Genomic DNA, 16,969 nt, shown 5'->3' on the forward strand with positions numbered 1-16,969 from the left:
GTCCCGTGGACGCCCGGGTCAGTCCCATCCGATCAGCACTGCCGGGCCCAGCCGGTCCGGGCAGCCCTCCCCGCACTCCAGCCGCACTCCCGCCGCGTCCGGCCCCCGCAGCGCGATGACCGCGCCCCGGATCCGGTAGGCCGCCGGGTCCCCTGCCGGACTCACCGCCACACAGGTCACCCGGGTGCCGGGCACCAGTCCCAGGTCCATCAGCCGCCGCCGCATGGAGGGCGAGCCCTCCACCCGCTCCACTCTTCCGCCCGCTCCCACCGGGAGGGCGGCCAGACTTCCTTCTTTCCGCATATCTCAGATCCTCCGGACATACATGTTAGAGTCGGGAAACTTTGTTTCCACACCCTCATGTTATTACCGCGCTCCCGCGGGGGTGACTGCTGTTCAGGAGGACTTGCCATGGCCGATACGCCCGTTCCCGCCTTCTATACCCAGACCGGCTATCAAAAACGGAGCCATGCCCCCCTCACCGCCGCCATGGAGGATTATCTGGAGATGATCTGCCGCCAGGCCGGCAGCGAGGGCTACGTCCGCATCAATTTTCTGGCCGGGCTGCTCAACGTGCGGCCCTCCTCGGCCTCCAAGATGGTCTATCAGCTCCGGGACATGGGGCTTGTCTTCTTTGAAAAATACGGGCTCATCCAGCCCACCGAGCCTGGCTGGGAACTGGGACGCTATCTTCTCCACCGGCACGACGTGCTCCACCGGTTCTTCTGCCGTCTCAATCATTCGGACGACCAGCTGGAGCAGGTGGAGCGGGTGGAGCACTACATGAGCCGGGAGAGCGTACACAACTTGGAGCGCTGGCTGGATGAGACGGCAGAGAAGGGATAGACGCCGCCCCCGCGCCCCGGTGGCCTCCTTCTGGGCCGGGCTGTTCCTGCTCCTGCTGGCCATGGTCCTGCTCCGCCCCCCTGAGGAAACGCCCCCGCCCGCGCCCACGCTCCATCCCCGGGCCGCCGCCCTGCTCTCCGCCCTGCCCGGGGATCTGGAGCCCTCCCGGCGGGCCCTGGTAGAGACTGCCTGCACCCTGGTGGGCCGGGTGGACTATTTCTGGGGCGGGAAATCCACTGCCCTGGGGTGGGACAGCCGCTGGGGAACCCCCGCCCGGGTCACCGCCCCCGGCTGCGGCGACACCGGCCGGATAATGCCCTTTGGTCTGGACTGCTCCGGCTATCTCACCTGGATCGCCGTCAACGCTCTTGAGGACCCGGAGGGCTCCGGGCGCATCGGTAACGGGGTCCGGGACCAGTACACCCACTGCACCCCCGTAGCGTGGGCGGAGGCCCGGCCCGGCGACCTGGTTTTTTTCCCTGACCTGTCCCATGTGGGACTGGCGGCGGGCCGGAACGGAGACGGCGCCCTGGCCGTGCTCCACTGCTCCCGCAGCCTGGGGGGCGTGGTGGTCACAGAGGACGCAGCAGCAGCCGGTTTCACCCTGGCCGGCCGTCCTGCCGTCCTTTTGGCTGCCATGGAGCGGTAAGTTTTTCCGCCCGGAGCAGACCCTTTGTTTACAATTCGTTTTCCAGAATTTCAGATTATTTTCAGGTTTCTCCGGTATCCTGTTTCTGACAGCCGGGGACCCGCACTCACGTGGGAAACCCCTCCCGGCTCATCCCATTTCCGGAAAGGAGACCTCCCATGAAAGCAAACTGGCTATCCGTGCCGCTCTCGGCGGCACTTGTACTATCCCTGGCCGCCTGCGGCGGCGCCCCCGCCGCGACTCCCACCTCTTCCCCCTCCGCCGGGGCCGCCGATGACGCCGCCGTGACCCAAGTGGTCCTGTCGGACAGCGGCATTATGGTGGACGGCGCTTCCGCCTCCACCGACCCCGCCTCCGCCGTCTACACCGGCGCCGGTATCGTCTACTACGAGGACGGCCATGACGAGACCTACGGCGAGGGCGGCCAGGAGGACGCCCACACCGCTGAAGAGGCCGCCGCCCACACGGTGGTCACCATCACCCAGCCCGGCGTCTACCGGGTCAGCGGCACGCTCTCCGCCGGCCAGCTGGCCGTGGACCTGGGCGAGGGGGCCGAGGAGGACCCGGAGGCTGTGGTCACCCTGATCCTGGACGGGGCCGACATCACCTGCACCGTGGCCCCGGCAGTCATCTTCTATCGGGTGTATGAGTGCGCCTCCGCCGACAGCGAGACCGCCTCCGCCACAGTGGACACCTCCGCTGCCGGCGCCAACGTCATCCTGGCTGACGGTTCCGAGAACAACATCACCGGCTCCTATGTGGCCAAAATCTATCAGGAGGGCACCGACAAAAAGCTCCACAAGTACGACGGCGCCTTCTACTCCAAAATGAGTATGAACCTGAATGGTGGTGAGGAGGGCACAGGCACGCTCAACATCATCGCTGACAATGAAGGACTGGATTCTGAGCTCCATCTCACCATCAACGGCGGCAATATCGCCATCCAGTCCCAGAACGACGGTATCAACACCAACGAGGACGGCGTGTCCGTCACCACCGTCAACGGCGGTAAGCTGTACATCAACGCCGGCTTGGGCGAGGAGGGCGACGGCATCGACTCCAACGGCTGGCTGGTCATCAACGGCGGTGAGATCGTCTCGCTGGCCAACGGACGCACCGGTGACGGCGGCCTGGACTCCGATCTGGGCATCGTGCTCAACGGCGGCCATATCCTGGCCCTGGGCAGCCGGAGCGACCCCATCGACAGTACCTCCGCCCAGGCCTCTCTGAATTGGAGCCTCGCTGACGTCCAGGAGGGCGGCTCCATCCTGGTCATCAACGACAGCGAAGGCAAAGAACTGCTGTCCTACACCACCGAGAAGGAGTACAGCTCTGTGGTCTTTTCCGCGCCTGAGCTCACCGCCGACGGCTCTTATACCCTCACGGTGGACGGCGAGGAGCAGCAGAATATGGGACAGGGCGGACGTGGAGGCCCCGGAGGACAGCCGCCCCGTGATTTGCCTGAGGGTGCACAGCCCCCGGACGGCCAGCGTCCGGAACGGCCCGACGGCGCCCAGCCGGGTGAGCGCCCCCAGCGCCCTGACGGCGCCCAGCCGGGTGAGCGCCCCCAGCGCCCTGACGGCGCTCAGCCGCCGGAGGACATGAAGGGACAGACGCCTCCCCAGTCCACTGGTGAGGTCTCCCCCGCGCCTGTGGAAGAGCAAAGCTGACCCCCCTTGCGGTGGGGCGGGATATCCCCCGCTCCACCGCTTTTTTACAGGTTTTTTTCAAATCCTTCTTGACAATGCGGGCGCTTCATGCTATCATATGCAAGCTGACATCGCTAAGACGTCCGCAGCCCATGCGGGTGTAGTTCAATGGTAGAATCCCAGCCTTCCAAGCTGGTCGCGTGGGTTCGATTCCCATCACCCGCTCCATATGCGCCTGTAGCTCAGGTGGATAGAGCAACTGCCTTCTAAGCAGTGGGTCAGGGGTTCGAGTCCCTTCAGGCGTACCATGGACCGTCTTTACGGTCAGAAAGTCCCTGCGTTGTCAATATGGTGGGTGTAGCTCAGTTGGTTAGAGCATCGGATTGTGGTTCCGAGGGTCGTGGGTTCGAGTCCCATTACCCACCCCATACGACTCAAGGCGGAAGGGGGGGGGGGGCCGCTCCGGCCCTTCGCTTTTGAAGCGCCTCCCTATTGGGGTGTAGCCAAGTGGTAAGGCACGGGACTTTGACTCCCGCATTCGCTGGTTCGAGCCCAGCCATCCCAGCCAGCTTTTCCGGAGGTTTCTCCTCCTTTAGATATATCATATGACTCGTTAGCTCAGTCGGCAGAGCAACTGCCTTTTAAGCAGTGGGTCCGGGGTTCGAATCCCCGACGGGTCACCAGATAAAGTCTTAGAGCCGCAATGGTTCTAAGACTTTTTCTTTCTCTTGACATATCCAGTATTCGGAAAATTGAATGGAAAATAAACGCATTTTTTGGGGCCGTACAAGTCAAAATGCAAGTCACCCAACACCCCATGTTGGCGGATTTTGCAATCGCATTTCCGGTTTAACTGTGGTGGAAATGACGGTGGAAAATTCACTCCTCCCAATCCCGGTCAATGCACCTCTCCGCCAAGCGCTCCCGGAGAATGGACAACCGCTCCGGCTGACTGCCGCCACGCCGAAACGCCCCAAGGCCCACACCGGAATAATAGGGCGTCTTTAACTCGATGAACTGCGCCAGCTCCCGGCCCATACTGGAGCGGCGGATGGACCGCAGCCCTTTGTTCTCCCTCTGCCGAACTGTTTCGGGATATACCCCGTCTTCCTCGCAGATCTTCGCCAGGGTTTTCCCGTTGTAGAACCTTCGGCGCAGTGTGGCCGCCTGTTCCGCCGGAATGAGCATAAGCGCTCGCTCCAGGGCCTCATGGAGCTGTTCCCGCCACTCCAGTTCCCCCACGTCCTCAAACGGCGCCTGGGCGGCGTGGTCCTCTATGCTGTCCGCCGCGGTAAGGTCATCTGTGCCGGGGATTGGGTCATCCAGGCCGGAAGCGTAATCCAACATATCCCTCCGGCTCCCCCGATAGCCTGCGGCTTCCGCGAAGTAAGAGCGCAGGCGCAGAGCCAGGAAACCAATGAAGGAGCTACCGGCGGATGAGTCAAACCGTTCCGCCGCATCCACCAGGGCCAGGAAACCGGACTGGTACAGGTCTTCCTCGTCCACTCCGCCGAAACCATCAAGCCGGCGGGCGCACTTCCTAGCCTGCATTGCCACGAACTTCTCCACCTGCTCCCACAGAGCAGGCAGCTTGTCCCGCTCCCCGGCCTGGGTGCGTTCTACCAGTTCTTCATTGCTCATAGCTCAGAGCACAACCTTTCATTTCTGCATCCCGTTCACGATCTTCTCCAGCTCGTCAATCTTGGTCTGCTGCTCATCGGTACGGATGGCCCCAAGTGTCACATTGGCAGCATACAGAATGGCGTTGGCCGTCTTGGCGTCGATTTCACCGTTCAGCAGCATATTTGCGATTCGGTTAACGGCCTTCCGGGTCTCTCTGGGCGTGGTCATCTTTAGCCGCTTCCGTGCCATATCATCACCCCGGAATATCGTCAACGATGACCACCACGTCCCGGCTGTTTGGGTATTTCTCCGACAAAGCGTTGATATACTCCATGGCGGCCTCCTCGGTGGAGTGTGTGGTGGTTTCAACGGTTGGTCTATGTCCTTGTACCCGGTCCCACAGATGGACCGTAGAGGTCCATAAATGGCCATCCTGCCATATCATTGCAAGGGTCAGCTCCTTCTCGATGTACCCGGCCATTTTTTTCGCCTCGATCAGGAGGCGGTCAATCTGTTTCATATATCGTCTCCCTATACAAAAAGGGGGCGCGCAGGCTGCCGCCAACACGTCCCCTGCTGGGTCACATATTAGCCCTCGGTGGGCACGGCCTGGTAGTAGATGGCCTTGACCTTGTTGTCCAGAATGAAGGCATCATAGCAGATACGGCCCTCCACCAGAGCGCCAGAGATTCCGGGCGGGTCCTGGTGCACCTTGTACTCCTCCAGCTTGGTGGGGGCCACACAGGCGCAGGGATGGGCCACCATAAAGCCGAAGCCCGCGGGCAGGCGGTTGGCGGGGATCTTCTGCACGTTCATGCCGTCAACGATGGCGATCACGCCCTTCAGGCGCAGCTCGTTGCCCACGTCGGTATCCATGGTGATGTCCTTGCACTTCTTCATCAGCTGATAAGTGGCAGGAGTCACCACCAGAACACGGCCAGTCTCGGGGACCTCGGCGTCATCCATGACGGTGGAGGCCTTGATGATCTCCGTATAGATGTTCTCGGCCGTCAGGGCCACGGCGGCGGGCTTGTTGCCGGCTCCGGCGCACATGACGCCGTAAGTGTAGGCGTCAACCTCGGGGATCACAACTTCCCGATTCTGTCGGGCCAGAGCGGAGGCTGCAGCCAGCTGCTGGGCGGTCTCGTCGGTGTCCAGCTTGTCGATGGCGAAGGTGAAGGAGCGGTCCTTCTTCAGCGTGAACTCCTCGGTGGTGGCATCCAGGGCTTCCACAGCGCCGTAGCGGCTCCAATTGCCCTCGGCGGGCCCCTTGCGTCCGTAGTCGTTCATGCCGGCGGTGGTGACCTTGTAGACCTTAATCGTGTGGGCGCCGGTCCAGTCAAAGTCCTGGTTGGTCAGGAGGGCCTTCCTGCTCTCCGTGGAAAACTGTTCGTCCACATGGGGCGAAAACTTGGTTACTAAATCAACTGCCATTTGTCAGGCTCCTTTCTTACTTGTGCCTGAACGCCTCCGCGATCCGATCAGAGAGGGAGCCCCCGCCGGATCCGGTTCCACGAACGATGACCGGGGTCTTTGCCTGTACGGCCGGGTTCAGGTCCGGGAACAATTCCAGCATCTTGTCAACCTGGGTCTTGAATTTATCGGCATCGGAAGTGTCAAACACGTCCACAAGGGCGGCCGGGTATCCTTTCTCCCGGATATACTCCTTGCAGGACATGGCAGCTTCACGGGCGGACAGGTCCTTTTCCCTCTGCTCCAGCGGATCCTCTTTGGCACGCTCCAAGGCGGCTTTGTCGCGCTCTCGCGCCAGGCGTTCAGATACGATTCTGTTTACATCTTCTTGGGTGAATGTCTTGCCGGCTACGGCCCCGTTGTCCTCCGGGTGAGTGGTTTCCGGCTGGGTAATCTTGATGTTTTCGCTCATGTCATACCTCCGTTTTACGCCGTGAGTTCGGCTGAATAAAAAACAGGCATGAGAACAGCGGTGAAGCTGTTTCCCATGCCTGTCTGTTGACGGCTAACCCCTCGGGGCGGTACTCATGCCTATTTCATTGAAACAATTGTACCACACCATGGGCCGCTGGTCAAGTGCTTTTCCATGTGTCCGTAGGCATTCCGGGTTTCGGAATGGTCAAATAGATGTGCTTAAAGGGCGGGTGAGCGTCGCTTTTGTGTACCTTCAGGCGGGGGTGGAGCTGCCGGAGGGCCACCAGATCAGCGGCGGCCTCCTCCTGCTCCTCTGGTAAGTAGGCAATGGTGATCTTCATGTGGTTTTCTCCTGACCATACCGGAAGAGAATATCGTTCGCCGTAAGCACAGCGGCAAAGATATTTGCTTCTGTTTCTGCGAAATTTGGCATCTTTTCTTTGACGTCTGTCCTGAATCTCAGGTGTCCGAGCAGGATGTGCCCCAGCTCGTGGGCTATTGTGTAGCGGATCTCCAGATCATCCAGGTCAGCGTCAAAAACAATTACAGGATGATTTCCGCCAAAGGCGAAGCTGAATCCGGAACTCTCACGCATAACGGAATCTATGTCCTTGTGGCTTTCGAGAAAGCCGTTGTTCTCTTTCCGCAGGCTTTGGTAGGAGAATATACGGATACCGTACTCTTTGCAGATTTTATTAAAATCAATTTTTTTCATATTGACAACTCACTTTTCTGTCCCCTAAAATAGGGGTGGTCAGTTAGTTGGTAGCTCTCTGATCCTCTTTGCCGTCCTTGGTGTTGGTAGCACCCTGGGCGGCTTCTTTTTTGTCCGGGCAGTCGCAGCGCTCGCCCGGATCCAGGTTGGCGCCGCAGTAAGGGCATGTTCGGTAATAGCTCATTCGCCCATCCCTCCATGATAATCAATCATGTCAGCCACGTTCTGGATGTCGCCGGTGTTCATTGCTATCTCCATAACGGCACAGTGGTCACCGTAGAACCATGCACAGCGGTCGCCCTCGCATGATATAAAATCATATTCGGAACCGGCCGACAGCAGCGGGCAGATCGGTTTATTCATCGGGTGCTTACCTCATCATCCCGCTTCACGCTGCACTCGTGGCAATAGACATTTGTACCGTACAGATCAGCATCACCGCCGCCGAGAATATCACAAATATCCACCTTGTGCTCCTTCCCGCACTTAGGGCAGGTGGTGTAAACGTTATCCTCGCCGATCTCAAGCCTGGTGCCTTTGTGCTTCAGATAAAACATGTTCAATCTCCTTTCGTTCTCACTGTCCATTACATATCCGCTTATTTGGGAAAGTTGAAGCAAAGTCTTGCGGCGCAAGCGGTTTAAACTTTCCATGAACTTTCTCCGTGGAAAGTTCAAAAGAAGAAAATTCAACATTCTTAAATAAGACTTATTCCATGGAAAGTTCAGAAAGCCTTGCGGCGCAATGGATATACTCTACTTTCCAAAATAATAATAGTTGTAATGAACTAAGTTGATATCTCAGTTTGTTCCGGTGGCGGGGTATGATCAAATCTGAACTTCTCAGCGTCCCGGATGGCCTGTGCCATTTCCTCGCCCACGTTCAGCCGCTCCGCCCACTTACACTCGATATGTACGCCGGGCAGGCCGGTCAAGTCCGGCGTGGCTCCATAGCTTACGGCCTGTCCAGGCTCAACAGGGTATCCGTAGCCCTGAAGGATCCGTGAAAGCTCCAGATCACCGCCCCGGCCCTTTGCTTGTGATTTACGACCCATATTTATACCGTCCTTACTCATACCCGGCATCGGCTTCATGCATTCGCAACTCCCGGATTCTCCCGGAAAAGAAGTGGTTGATGTTGTAATCACAGTGTCGGTATTTTGTCTTAAAATGCAAGTTGATTAGATATTTATAAACACATGGGAAAATATCACCAAAAGGCAAGCTATGATCAGCATGAAGCCACGGCATATCCTGCATAATCCGGGCAACCTGTGACACACGAATAGGCGGGTGAGGGTGACCCATATACTCCTCGTATTTCTGGAAATACAGGCGAAATACCATCAGGCAATCCTCCAGGCTGTACGGGTTTCCCTGTGTGTAAACGCTGGCCGCGATCTTTGAAAACCTGTCAAAATCAAAAAGCAAAATATCTGTCCTTTCAAAATGGCGGAGGTGGTCGATGCGTCAGCATCCATTTTATAAGGGTGCGCGGGGCGCACCGCCCCCGCCCTTTTATATTTTGGACTTAGAGTTTTTGTTTATAGTTTATAGTTTAGGGTTTATTGTTTGTATTCGGTTGGTTTACCAATGGAATACGAATGGAAAGCAAATGTGTTATGTATTTCCCCACCTCTTGTTTATGTTTGCTTTATTCCGATCAACAATCTTCTTATACTTCTCGTTGTTTCGGTCTATGTCAGCTTTCATAATGTCGAACACTTTCCCAGCCACGCCCTCAAGATCGGTCACCGTTCCATAGAGATAGTAATTGACGGTTGCCTTGATTGCTTTGGCGGCTTCCACGTCCGGCATAAGTGAAAACATTAGTGCCGCTTCCCTGTACGTCATGTAACCAGGTGCTTCTTTTTCTTTTTCGCTCAAACTTCCACCTTCTCCCGCTTTCCAAGCTGGTGCAGAGAATAGGCCTTGTACAGCTCTTCCAGGTTGAGGGATACCGTCCGGTGCTCCGGCTTTCCGATCTCCAGCACGGAGCAGCCAGCGCGCTCACAGATACGATGGATGAGCTCCTTGCTGCTCTGGCCCACCAGCTGGGCGGCCTGAAGGTGCTCTTTGGTCAGGACAATGGTTTCTGCCCGCTCGGTGCCGGCGCTGTGGTCGTGGATACGGACCGGGAACGCCCGGACCTGGATATCAAGAGTGGTTTTCATTGCACTACCTCCCCGCAGAAAAGCTTGTCCATGTACTCTACCAGGTCATCCCGGCGAAAGTACCAGCTCTGCCCCTGCTTGGCGCCTTTCAGAACGCCGTCACGGGCCATCTTTGCCACTACCTCGGGATTCCGCCGGAGCAAGAGCCCGGCTTCTGCGCAGTCGCAAAGGACAGGAAGCTCATCCACGCTGTGGATCACACGGCGGGGCTTGTTGGGTCGCCTTTGCATCATAAATCAGTCAACTCCTTCCAGAATGTCGGCCGGATCACAGCCCAGGGCGCGGGCAATTTTCCCCATCGTACCGGGGCGCACACCCTTTCCGACAATAGCGTTGTTCAGTGTCGGACGGGGAAGCTGAGAGGCCTTTGCAAGATCTTCGGTGTTCATACATGCCCGGGCCATTGCCAGCTCCAGCTTTTGACGGTTTACTTTCATATTTTAACCTCCATTAAAGACCTGTTTGGGTCTATCAATACTGTATCACAACCCAAACAGGTCTGTCAATACCGAAAAAAGATTTATTTGGGTCTGTTCAAAAGCGGATCAATGTGATATTCTATTTAGTGTTAGGAGGTGGATAAATGAAAATTGGGGAAAAGATTCGGTTTATTCGCCTTGAAAAAGGTATGACCCAAAAACAGGTGGCCGAAAGGTGTGGAATGGCTGATTCTGCAATACGAAAATATGAATCCGGTACCCAAACACCAAAAATTGAAACTCTTCGGCGTATAGCAGAAGCTTTAGATGTTTCTATTTATGAATTGTTAAGCAAAGAAGAAAAAGAAGTTTATGATGCTGGAATTAGTGATGGTCAAACAGCAATGGAGTGGGTGTACCACAAGCTTGATGGTTATTCTTTTACGAAGGCAGAACACTTTTTAATTGGTGCATTTTCAAAACTAAATACAGATGGACAGTCTGTGGCCGTGGAGCGCGTTGAGGAGTTAACAGAGATACCAAAGTATACAAAACGGTTTGAGGCTTTGACACCGGAGGAAAAGCACCTTGCGGAAACAGGCCAGTGGAGCAAGATGATTGAGCTTCAATTCGGAGCGCATGATCCTCAGACTACTGTATCAGATCCCGATGACAGGCCAACAGAGGACAAAAAATAAGCCCCAGGCCGAAGCCAAGGGCAGTTGACAATTTATCATGTGACGGCTATAATAAGCATAGAAAGGGCGCTGCGACAAGCGGTCGGCCCCGATCAGTTAAGAGTTTATAGCAAAGCTATGAAACCGTCACCGGCCAGGGTGGCGGTTTCTGCTTTTTACCACGATCGTAACGGTGAACCGCCCGATATGTAAGGTAATCCGCATGAGCCCCACCCCCTTTCGGGTGGCGTGGGCCAACCGCCTGCCGTTGTGCAGCGCCACACACAGAATACCATATCGACCGACAGAAAGCAATAAAAAACCTCTCCCGGCGCTACCAACACCGAGAGAGGCGATGCACAAATACCAGACGATCAAATCATAGCACCAGTGCGCCCATTATTGTACCACAAGCGCGCGCAAGGTGCAAGAAGGGAGTTTATATGGCCAAAGCAAAAAAGCGGGCAGACGGGCGTTATTGCGCTCAGATCTACCTTGGCCGGGACGAGAACGGAAAGCGGCAATATAAGAGCGTCTATGCCAGATCCCCCGCGGAGCTGAAGGAGAAGGAGACCGCCGTCCGCCTCCAGCTGGGCCGTGGCCTAGATGTACTTTCCCAGCGAGACAGCTTCAGCACCTGGGCGGATGACTGGCTCCGTCTGAAGGAGCGGGAGAATATCACCTGCCGCCAAATGGACAACTACCGCCGCGCCGTCAGGCTCTGGGAGGACGAGCTGCAAGGCTATGAGATCGGCCAGGTGAGGGCCGACGATATTGAGCGGGTACTTATTGCCCTTTCCGATCAGGGTCTTTCACAGCGCACGATCAGCCTGTACCGCTCTGCCATCCGCCAAATCATGCGGCGGGCCGTTGGCCGGGTCATCCCTACAAATCCGGCGGAACAGGTGCAGCTGACAGCGGTAGGCCGCAAAGAGGAGCAGCGCCGCGCCCTGACGGATGAGGAACAGCAATGGATCTGGGACACGCCACACCGGGCGCAGCCAGTAGCTGTCATCATGATGCTGTCCGGCCTTCGTCGCGGGGAGTTGGCCGCGCTGACCTGGAATGACGTGGACCTGAAGGAGCGGACGATCACCGTCAACAAGGTAATAGAATACGATTCCAACGGCGTGCCAAGCCTGCGGCACATTACCAAAACCGCCGCTGGTATGCGGACCGTGGATATCCCGCAGAGGCTTGCGGACTATATGGCACAGATGCCCAGGGACAACGTGCTTGTGATCCACAGCGCCCATGGCGGCGTCATGACAGAATCCGCCTGGGTCAAGCTGTGGCGGTCTTACATGCGGGAGCTGAATATCAAGTACGGGACCAGGACACACGCTGATCTTGAGCGCATGAAGTCAGGAAAGCCCGGCCCGAAGGTCTTTGATATGACCATCCCGCCCATCACAATGCACTGGCTCCGGCACACCTTTTGTACGCTGCTCTATTTGGCCGGTGTCGATGTGGTCCAGGCCTGCGCCCAGATGGGACACGCCGACGTATCTACTACACTTCGGATTTATACACACCTGGATGCTATCCATAAACGAAAGTCCGTAGACAAGTTGGATTCCTATCTATCAGGACAATCAAAGGTGGAGAACGAATAGGCGTGCAAGTCAGATGCAGGTCAAAAACTCCTGTATCCATTGGTATTACTTGTTTTTACTGTGCCTTTTAAGCAGTGGGTCCGGGGTTCGAATCCCCGACGGGTCACCACGTCGGAGCAAGCTGCATATCGCTTGCTCCGACTTTTTTACAAAAAGTCAGAGTGCGCTCATTCCGCTGCTCCTCCTCTCCAACCGCGATCCGCTTCGCTGGGTTCGCGGTTGGTTTTGGGTGCAGACCTGAAAGCCTCTACCTCGAAAGTGATCACGCTTTCCACGTCGTCGCGGACTGCATATCATTCGCGACGACTTTTTTATAAAAAATCGTCTCTCACTCGTTCCGTCGCTCCTCCTTTCCGAATCGAACCCGCTTCGCTGGGCTTCGATTCGGTTTTGGGTGCGGACCCGAAAGCCTGTACCTCGAAAGTAATTATGCTTTCCAGCTCAGAAAAAGCCCAGCGGGCTTTTTCCATATTATCCCTGTATCATTTCCGGAATAAAGTACCCTTTTGCGGTTCTCTTATCCCGAAGCTCTGCCCTTTTGCTCACGGCCGCAGGACCATGGACAGGTCCATATGCTCCGGGTGAAAGAACACATCGCAGAAGGCCACCGGCCGGTCGGACAGGTCGTATACGATCTCCTGCCAGTTTTGTACCACGGTTCCGGCAGGCAGGCCCAGGGCCCAGTTGGCATCCTCATCGGCTTTGCACCGCAGATGGGCGGCATAGTAGGCAAAGTCCCGCCCGCAGTACCGGGCCATCCAGTCCGCCAGAGTCTCGTTCTGACGGGGCGGCTGAGGCTCTTCCGTCAAGACTTCCTCCGGGAAAGAGATCTTGCAGAAGATCATATCCTTTTCCCCCAGGGAATAGCGCCAGAACAGCTCATACACCGTCCCGCACGGGCCGGGGAACACAGCGCGCATGGTCTCCCCCGCTGGGGCGTAGCCGCAGCGCAGGTTCCGGCACACCGGCTCTTCCCCCGCTGTACGAATGAGCTGCAGGAAATCGGCAGTCAGGTCGATGCGGTGGCGCAGGCCCATCACCGACGGGTGGGCGAAATTCCCCTTCCCGTGCCGCCGGGTGATATACCCCTCCCGCACCAGGGATTGCATGGCCTCCCGCACGGTGGCCCGGCTCACCGACAGGCTGCGGGTCAATTCCTCCTCCGGCTCCATCCGGTTCTCCCCCGGCTTCATGGTCCGGATTTTGTTCAGCAGGACCTGATAGGTCTGGTTCCACAGCCGGGAACGTTTCTCATTTCCCATGGTCGTCTCCTTTCAGGGAGCCAGAGGCTTTACCTTCTGCATAAAAGGACTCAGGTCCCAGGGGCAGGAATCCCCGCTCACCAGCCCGGCCACGCACTCTCCCACCACCGCCGAGAGCACCGCCGCGCTCTTGAAGCCGGCGGCGATGATGAGCCCCGGGACGGGACTGCGGCCAAAAACCGGCTTGTGGTCCTCGGTAAAGGGGGACGCCACCGCCCAGCTGCGCAGGACCTGGACGTGTTCCAGCGCTGGGAAGAAGTGGAGCAGCTGCTCCCGGACGCCCCGGCAGTGCTCCAGGGAGGTGCAGTCCTGCCGCTCCTCCGCCACCCAATTATGGGGCTTGGTGGTCTCGGCCACCAGCAGATTGCCGTAATGGCTCTGTCCCACGCACAGGGAGATGGCGGCGTGCTCCTGGCTGTGTGCCTCGGCAAAGAAGGCCGCCGAGGAATAGTAGGTGTGGATGAAGGGGGCGATGGCCTCGGTGACAAACGCCTCCGCCTTCACCGACAGGACGGGCACGTCCAGCCCCGCCGTGGCGCACAGCTTCCGGGTGCCGGAACCGGCGGCCACCACCACCTGCTCGGCCCGCAGGGTGGTCCCGTCCCGGAGCATCACGCCGGTGCAGCGCCCGCCCTCCAGCAGCAGGCTGTCCACCGCGGAAAACTCCCGTACCTCCAGGCCGTACTTTCTTCCCTGGCGCACCAGGGCGTAGAGGTAGTGGAAGGGGTAGATCCGCCCCTGCTCAAAATAGGTGGCCGCCACTGCCGTGCCCGGGGCCAGGTTGGGCTCCAGGTCATAGAGGGCCTGCCCCTCCAGCCAGCGGATGTCCAGCCCCGCGTCCTTTTTCTCCCGGTAGAGCTTTTCCAGCTCAGGCCGGTGGGCCTCCCGCTCGGCCACGATGATGGAGCCGTGGAGCTGAAAGCCGATGTCGCTGTCCAGCTCCCGCTCCATGGTCTTCATCCGCCCAAAGCCCGCCAGGGTCAGCTCATAACTCAGGCCCATGTCGGAGTCCTGCACCTGCACGTTGCCGAAGTTGGCCCCCGACGCCCCCCGGGAGACCTCCTTCTCCTCCAGCAGCAGGGTCGGCACCCCTGCCTTGGCCAGGAAATAGGCGCTGGCGCAGCCGAAATAGCCTCCGCCGATGACGATGGCTCCGTATTTATCTCTCATGCCCGTCTCCTCCCAGCGCGTCCACATCGCAGGGCACGATGGGAAAGCGCGGTTTGTCTGCCCGGATGGTCTCAGGGGTCTGGAAGCCCCGGCTCATCAGGATCTGCTGGATCAGCCGGCCGCAGGTCCTGCCCTGGCAGGCCCCCATGCCCGCCCGGGTGGCCCGCTTGACGCTCTCCACCGTGTGGCAGCCCTGGTCGATGGCCCGGAGCACATCGGCCCGGGTGACCTCTTCACAGCGGCAGATCAGGATATCGCGGTCGTCCATCTCACTCCACCTCCCGGCCAAGCCGTTTCATAAAGCGCACCTCACCGGCGTGCCCCGCCGGCACCTCCAGCGTCACCAGCACGGTGCGGTTATAGGCCTTCCGCGTCTCCACCGAGCGCACCTTCGCCGGGCACACCGGCTGCCCCATCCGGTCCACGGCGGTGACCTCCTGCCCCACTTCGGGCAGCGGCAGATACTCATAGGGGAAGGTGACCCCCACCATCCCGTTTTCATCCTCCGGCTCCAGGAAGAAGATGGCCTGTCCCGGACAGGCCGCCACGCAGAGCTTGCAGCCCACGCATTTCTCCGGGTGGAACACCGGGCAGCTGTTCAATGTTTCCTTGGTGATGGCCCCTGTCTTGCAGACTGTGGCGCAGGGGTTGCAGGGGATCTCCTGACAGCACTCCAGCAGCACTGTGCCCTTCTTATTCCCGTCCGGCATAGCAGGCCCCTCCCTTCTCCATGATGCGCTTCTTGGCGTCCAGCCGGCGGCGGGCATGCTCCCCGCCCCGGAGTGAGCACAGGCTCTCCTGCAGCTCTGCCATGCGCCCCTCGTCTCCCTTTTGGGCAAACCCCAGGCTCATGGCGCTGTGGACTCCGGCCAGCCGCCCTTCCTCCAGGGCGGTACTGGCCTCCTCCACCCCCGCCAGGTCCCCGCAGACATAGACCTGGGGGTTGCTGCTGCGCATGTACTGGTCATGGATGGGCATGAGCCCGCCCAGGCCGCCCTCATAGGCCGTCTCACAGCGGAACATGGCGGACAGGTCGGCCCGGGGATTGAGGCCCACCGCCAGCAGTATGGTGTCCACGGCGACGGTCTCTTCGGTGCCGGGGATGGGCCGGAAGCTCTCGTCCACCCGGGCGATGACCGCTTCCTCCACCCGCTTGTCTCCCCTGGCCTCCACCACGGTGTGGGCGGTGCGGATGGGCACCCCCGCCCGCTGGAGCTTGCCCGCGTGGACCAGATAGCCGGTGATGCGGGGCGCGGCCTCCACCAGCGCCCGGATCTCGGCTCCCGCCTGCATGAGCTGGTAGGACACGATGAGGCCCACGTTGCCCGAGCCCACCGTCAGGATATTCCGCCCCACCAGGGTACCGTGGACATTGCTGAAGGTCTGGGCCGCGCCGGCGGTCATGACCCCCGGCAACGTCCAGCCGGGAAAGGCCAGGGCGTTCTCCCTGGCGCCGGTGGCCAGCACCACTTTCCCGGCATATACTGCCTCCAGCTTTCCCTCATGGAGGATGGACACGCTGCCGTCGTCCATCAGGCCCAGGGCACGGGTGTCCAGCAGGGTCTCCACCCCCAGCTCCGCCGCCTGGGAGAGCAGCAGCTCCGCGATCTGATACCCCCGGGTGCCCGCGTAGTGGGCTCCCGAGCCGAAGAATTTGTGGATCTGCTTGTAGAGCTGGCCCCCGGCGGTCCGGTTCTCGTCCACCAGCAGGACCTTCGCCCCACGGCGGGCCCCCTCGATGGCGGCGCCCAGACCGGCCGGACCGGCGCCCACCACCAGAAGATCGACCTGTCTCATGCCTTTCCCACCTTTCCAAGTCCCATCTGGGTCTCAATGACCATTCCCGCCTCCAGCGGCGTCACGCAGGAGCGCACGTTGGGCCGGCCGTTGACCACCACCACACAGTCGCTGCACTGGCCGATGCCGCAGAACAGCCCCCTTGGCTGGCCGCTCTTGTGAGTATGGCGGAACACGCTGACGCCGTTCTCCAGCAGGGCCGCCGCGATGGGCTGGCCCGCCAGGCCGGTCATGGGCCGTCCGTCAAAGAGGAAGGACACCCGCTCCCGCTCCGGATAGTCCGCCACAGGATGCTCGCTGATGTGCATACACATGGTTTTCGCCTCCCGGTTTCTAAATTTGTACGTACAACTTTATTTCAGTATACATGATGCCGACGCAAAAGGCAATCCCTGAGTGGGACTTTTTGCGAATATCCTGGTTCTTTTGAATATTATCCGCTCTCTTCCGTGCTTCCCCGCCAAATACATGGTACTTACAACCTTT

The 16,969-nt window shown here is 58.9% G+C and carries 28 protein-coding genes and 5 tRNA genes; 10 read left to right on the plus strand and 23 right to left on the minus strand.

The annotated features are described in order from the left end of the window. Positions 1–18 precede the first annotated feature (18 nt). Complete coding sequence (locus ACTNBZ_RS06515) at positions 19–303, minus strand: FeoA family protein (RefSeq protein WP_441208865.1); 285 nt, start codon at positions 301–303, stop codon at positions 19–21. Between the two features lie 108 nt (positions 304–411). Between ACTNBZ_RS06515 and ACTNBZ_RS06520 the strand changes: the two genes are divergently transcribed. The 8 genes from ACTNBZ_RS06520 to ACTNBZ_RS06555 all read left to right on the plus strand — a co-directional run bounded on the left by ACTNBZ_RS06520 (position 412) and on the right by ACTNBZ_RS06555 (position 3,827). Beyond that, complete coding sequence (locus ACTNBZ_RS06520; protein WP_441208866.1) at positions 412–846, plus strand: metal-dependent transcriptional regulator; 435 nt, start codon at positions 412–414, stop codon at positions 844–846. Continuing rightward, the gene (locus ACTNBZ_RS06525; RefSeq protein ID WP_441208867.1) at positions 824–1,495 is read left to right on the plus strand and encodes a C40 family peptidase; all 672 of its coding nucleotides are present in this window, start codon (positions 824–826) and stop codon (positions 1,493–1,495) included. Before ACTNBZ_RS06520 ends, ACTNBZ_RS06525 begins: the two co-directional genes overlap by 23 nt. A 158-nt stretch (positions 1,496–1,653) precedes the next feature. Continuing rightward, positions 1,654–3,165: a carbohydrate-binding domain-containing protein gene (locus tag ACTNBZ_RS06530; protein ID WP_441208868.1), complete on the plus strand. Its 1,512-nt coding sequence runs from the start codon at positions 1,654–1,656 to the stop codon at positions 3,163–3,165. Between the two features lie 133 nt (positions 3,166–3,298). Beyond that, a tRNA-Gly gene (locus ACTNBZ_RS06535) sits at positions 3,299–3,372 on the plus strand. A 3-nt stretch (positions 3,373–3,375) separates the two neighbouring features. Continuing rightward, positions 3,376–3,452, plus strand: a tRNA-Arg gene (locus ACTNBZ_RS06540). Positions 3,453–3,495: 43 nt separating this feature from the next. Continuing rightward, positions 3,496–3,572, plus strand: a tRNA-His gene (locus ACTNBZ_RS06545). A gap of 65 nt (positions 3,573–3,637) precedes the next feature. Continuing rightward, positions 3,638–3,712, plus strand: a tRNA-Gln gene (locus ACTNBZ_RS06550). Between the two features lie 39 nt (positions 3,713–3,751). Further along, positions 3,752–3,827: transfer RNA gene (locus ACTNBZ_RS06555), tRNA-Lys, on the plus strand. A gap of 196 nt (positions 3,828–4,023) precedes the next feature. Here the strand turns inward: ACTNBZ_RS06555 and ACTNBZ_RS06560 are convergent. The 16 genes from ACTNBZ_RS06560 to ACTNBZ_RS06635 all read right to left on the minus strand — a co-directional run bounded on the left by ACTNBZ_RS06560 (position 4,024) and on the right by ACTNBZ_RS06635 (position 9,979). Next, positions 4,024–4,785 (minus strand): sigma-70 family RNA polymerase sigma factor, encoded by a 762-nt coding sequence (locus ACTNBZ_RS06560; protein WP_441208869.1) that lies wholly within the window; start codon positions 4,783–4,785, stop codon positions 4,024–4,026. Between the two features lie 18 nt (positions 4,786–4,803). Beyond that, the gene (locus ACTNBZ_RS06565; RefSeq protein WP_441208870.1) at positions 4,804–4,995 is read right to left on the minus strand and encodes a hypothetical protein; all 192 of its coding nucleotides are present in this window, start codon (positions 4,993–4,995) and stop codon (positions 4,804–4,806) included. A 25-nt stretch (positions 4,996–5,020) separates the two neighbouring features. Next, on the minus strand, positions 5,021–5,287 hold the full coding sequence (locus tag ACTNBZ_RS06570) for a hypothetical protein (RefSeq protein WP_441208871.1): 267 nt from the start codon (positions 5,285–5,287) through the stop codon (positions 5,021–5,023). Between the two features lie 68 nt (positions 5,288–5,355). Then, positions 5,356–6,201 (minus strand): hypothetical protein, encoded by an 846-nt coding sequence (locus tag ACTNBZ_RS06575; protein WP_441208872.1) that lies wholly within the window; start codon positions 6,199–6,201, stop codon positions 5,356–5,358. Positions 6,202–6,217: 16 nt separating this feature from the next. Further along, positions 6,218–6,652, minus strand: a complete 435-nt coding sequence (locus ACTNBZ_RS06580) for a capsid assembly scaffolding protein Gp46 family protein (protein ID WP_441208873.1) — start codon at positions 6,650–6,652, stop codon at positions 6,218–6,220. Between the two features lie 160 nt (positions 6,653–6,812). After that, positions 6,813–6,995 carry a hypothetical protein gene (locus ACTNBZ_RS06585; RefSeq protein ID WP_441208874.1) on the minus strand — a complete coding sequence of 61 codons (183 nt, stop codon included), beginning with the start codon at positions 6,993–6,995 and terminating at the stop codon, positions 6,813–6,815. After that, the gene (locus tag ACTNBZ_RS06590; protein WP_441208875.1) at positions 6,992–7,369 is read right to left on the minus strand and encodes an ImmA/IrrE family metallo-endopeptidase; all 378 of its coding nucleotides are present in this window, start codon (positions 7,367–7,369) and stop codon (positions 6,992–6,994) included. Before ACTNBZ_RS06590 ends, ACTNBZ_RS06585 begins: the two co-directional genes overlap by 4 nt. 43 nt (positions 7,370–7,412) lie before the next feature. Continuing rightward, positions 7,413–7,553 carry a hypothetical protein gene (locus ACTNBZ_RS06595; protein ID WP_441208876.1) on the minus strand — a complete coding sequence of 47 codons (141 nt, stop codon included), beginning with the start codon at positions 7,551–7,553 and terminating at the stop codon, positions 7,413–7,415. Beyond that, positions 7,550–7,732 carry a hypothetical protein gene (locus tag ACTNBZ_RS06600; protein WP_441208877.1) on the minus strand — a complete coding sequence of 61 codons (183 nt, stop codon included), beginning with the start codon at positions 7,730–7,732 and terminating at the stop codon, positions 7,550–7,552. The genes ACTNBZ_RS06595 and ACTNBZ_RS06600 overlap by 4 nt, the downstream gene beginning before the upstream one ends. Continuing rightward, positions 7,729–7,926 carry a hypothetical protein gene (locus ACTNBZ_RS06605; protein ID WP_441208878.1) on the minus strand — a complete coding sequence of 66 codons (198 nt, stop codon included), beginning with the start codon at positions 7,924–7,926 and terminating at the stop codon, positions 7,729–7,731. The genes ACTNBZ_RS06600 and ACTNBZ_RS06605 overlap by 4 nt, the downstream gene beginning before the upstream one ends. A 230-nt stretch (positions 7,927–8,156) precedes the next feature. Beyond that, the gene (locus tag ACTNBZ_RS06610; protein WP_441208879.1) at positions 8,157–8,423 is read right to left on the minus strand and encodes a hypothetical protein; all 267 of its coding nucleotides are present in this window, start codon (positions 8,421–8,423) and stop codon (positions 8,157–8,159) included. A gap of 13 nt (positions 8,424–8,436) precedes the next feature. Next, positions 8,437–8,715 (minus strand): hypothetical protein, encoded by a 279-nt coding sequence (locus ACTNBZ_RS06615; RefSeq protein WP_441208880.1) that lies wholly within the window; start codon positions 8,713–8,715, stop codon positions 8,437–8,439. 273 nt (positions 8,716–8,988) lie between these two features. Further along, positions 8,989–9,255, minus strand: coding sequence for a DUF6291 domain-containing protein (locus ACTNBZ_RS06620; RefSeq protein WP_441208881.1), 267 nt, complete (start codon positions 9,253–9,255; stop codon positions 8,989–8,991). Continuing rightward, complete coding sequence (locus ACTNBZ_RS06625; RefSeq protein ID WP_441208882.1) at positions 9,252–9,542, minus strand: hypothetical protein; 291 nt, start codon at positions 9,540–9,542, stop codon at positions 9,252–9,254. Before ACTNBZ_RS06625 ends, ACTNBZ_RS06620 begins: the two co-directional genes overlap by 4 nt. Continuing rightward, positions 9,539–9,775, minus strand: a complete 237-nt coding sequence (locus ACTNBZ_RS06630) for a helix-turn-helix domain-containing protein (protein ID WP_441208883.1) — start codon at positions 9,773–9,775, stop codon at positions 9,539–9,541. Before ACTNBZ_RS06630 ends, ACTNBZ_RS06625 begins: the two co-directional genes overlap by 4 nt. 3 nt (positions 9,776–9,778) lie before the next feature. After that, positions 9,779–9,979 carry a helix-turn-helix domain-containing protein gene (locus ACTNBZ_RS06635; protein ID WP_441208884.1) on the minus strand — a complete coding sequence of 67 codons (201 nt, stop codon included), beginning with the start codon at positions 9,977–9,979 and terminating at the stop codon, positions 9,779–9,781. A 146-nt stretch (positions 9,980–10,125) separates the two neighbouring features. Here ACTNBZ_RS06635 and ACTNBZ_RS06640 point away from each other — a divergent pair, with 146 nt between their 5' ends. Together ACTNBZ_RS06640 and ACTNBZ_RS06645 are read left to right on the plus strand one after the other, a co-directional pair. Further along, positions 10,126–10,659 (plus strand): helix-turn-helix domain-containing protein, encoded by a 534-nt coding sequence (locus ACTNBZ_RS06640; RefSeq protein WP_441208885.1) that lies wholly within the window; start codon positions 10,126–10,128, stop codon positions 10,657–10,659. Positions 10,660–11,081: 422 nt separating this feature from the next. Next, the gene (locus tag ACTNBZ_RS06645) at positions 11,082–12,254 is read left to right on the plus strand and encodes a tyrosine-type recombinase/integrase (protein ID WP_441208886.1); all 1,173 of its coding nucleotides are present in this window, start codon (positions 11,082–11,084) and stop codon (positions 12,252–12,254) included. A gap of 542 nt (positions 12,255–12,796) precedes the next feature. Here the strand turns inward: ACTNBZ_RS06645 and ACTNBZ_RS06650 are convergent. From ACTNBZ_RS06650 to ACTNBZ_RS06675, 6 genes are read right to left on the minus strand one after another with little or no spacing between them, the layout of a single operon-like run. Continuing rightward, on the minus strand, positions 12,797–13,516 hold the full coding sequence (locus tag ACTNBZ_RS06650; RefSeq protein ID WP_441208887.1) for a GntR family transcriptional regulator: 720 nt from the start codon (positions 13,514–13,516) through the stop codon (positions 12,797–12,799). A 12-nt stretch (positions 13,517–13,528) separates the two neighbouring features. Further along, positions 13,529–14,686, minus strand: coding sequence for an NAD(P)/FAD-dependent oxidoreductase (locus tag ACTNBZ_RS06655; RefSeq protein ID WP_441208888.1), 1,158 nt, complete (start codon positions 14,684–14,686; stop codon positions 13,529–13,531). Then, positions 14,676–14,954: a (2Fe-2S)-binding protein gene (locus ACTNBZ_RS06660; RefSeq protein ID WP_441208889.1), complete on the minus strand. Its 279-nt coding sequence runs from the start codon at positions 14,952–14,954 to the stop codon at positions 14,676–14,678. Before ACTNBZ_RS06660 ends, ACTNBZ_RS06655 begins: the two co-directional genes overlap by 11 nt. Position 14,955: 1 nt before the next feature. Continuing rightward, the gene (locus ACTNBZ_RS06665) at positions 14,956–15,396 is read right to left on the minus strand and encodes a 4Fe-4S dicluster domain-containing protein (protein WP_441208890.1); all 441 of its coding nucleotides are present in this window, start codon (positions 15,394–15,396) and stop codon (positions 14,956–14,958) included. Then, positions 15,380–16,483 (minus strand): NAD(P)/FAD-dependent oxidoreductase, encoded by a 1,104-nt coding sequence (locus ACTNBZ_RS06670; RefSeq protein WP_441208891.1) that lies wholly within the window; start codon positions 16,481–16,483, stop codon positions 15,380–15,382. The genes ACTNBZ_RS06665 and ACTNBZ_RS06670 overlap by 17 nt, the downstream gene beginning before the upstream one ends. Further along, the gene (locus ACTNBZ_RS06675) at positions 16,480–16,797 is read right to left on the minus strand and encodes a (2Fe-2S)-binding protein (RefSeq protein ID WP_441208892.1); all 318 of its coding nucleotides are present in this window, start codon (positions 16,795–16,797) and stop codon (positions 16,480–16,482) included. Before ACTNBZ_RS06675 ends, ACTNBZ_RS06670 begins: the two co-directional genes overlap by 4 nt. Positions 16,798–16,969: the final 172 nt, after the last annotated feature.

It is taken from the genome of Pseudoflavonifractor sp. HCP28S3_F10, assembly GCF_052065415.1.
Lineage (GTDB): Bacteria > Bacillota > Clostridia > Oscillospirales > Oscillospiraceae > Pseudoflavonifractor_A.